The organism is Nonomuraea sp. KM90 (assembly GCF_052246675.1).
Lineage (GTDB): Bacteria > Actinomycetota > Actinomycetes > Streptosporangiales > Streptosporangiaceae > Nonomuraea.
The window spans coordinates 1-788 of the sequence record NZ_JBQQCB010000400.1 but is presented as its reverse complement, the minus strand read 5'-3'; the positions used below and the strand labels follow the sequence as shown (position 1 = coordinate 788).

At 79.3% G+C, this 788-nt stretch carries 1 protein-coding gene; it reads right to left on the bottom strand.

The genetic code is table 11. The annotated features are described in order from the left end of the window. Nucleotides 1-788, bottom strand: a 788-nt coding sequence (locus ACTWPW_RS64445; RefSeq protein WP_443175077.1) for a hypothetical protein, incomplete at both ends; no start/stop codon positions are given.

Sequence of the window (788 nt, the reverse complement as noted above, 5' to 3'; positions counted from 1 at the left end):
CCCCGGGCGCGATCGAGGCGACCCCCGCGACGCCGGCCAGCCCGGCGATCCAGGAACGAGCGGGGTCCACCCCGCCCGGCCCGAAGGGCGCGGGGCCGTCGGCGGGTCCCGGAAGGACGGCGGCGGCCGGTGCGCGGGAGCCCCACGGGGGTGGGGGCGGGGTGTGGCCGCGGCGTTCGAGGTCGGCGGCGATGGCGGTGATGGCCTCGGCGAGCCGTTCCCGGGCCGCCGGGTCCGCCGCCGCGCGCCACTTCCGCGACAGGTGCGCGTGCTCGTCCATCCGTGGGGTCAGGCAGTGGTCGGTGCCCTCGACGGCGTGGTGCTCCGACAGCGACGCCCTGACCACCCCCTGCCGGGCCCCGGCCGCCGCCGCGGCGCGTTCCTGGGCGACGTGCGAGATCTCGTGCACGAGCACGGACGACACCACGTGCGGGTCCACGCGCGGCCCGATCCGGAGCACGTGCGGGTCCTGCGCGGTGCCCGACCGCAGCTCGGTACGGCCGGTGAGCCCCGCGCCCGGGTCCTCCACCAGGACGCGGACGTGCTGGTCGGCCGTGGCGGGGAGCTGGATGAGGAGCCGGTCGGCCCCGGACCAGCGCAGGTTCGCCACGGCGCCGCCGAAGTCGGCCGGGGACACGTCCTGGCCGCGTACCTCGGCCAGGGTCAGCGCGGGAGCGCCCTCCGGGCGGGCCGCGGCGTCGAAGGGAGTGCCGGGCAGGGCCGGGGAGGTCACCGACGGGGGTGTCAGCCCCTGGGCGACGCTGCCACCGGCCGGCGCGTGCGACGGC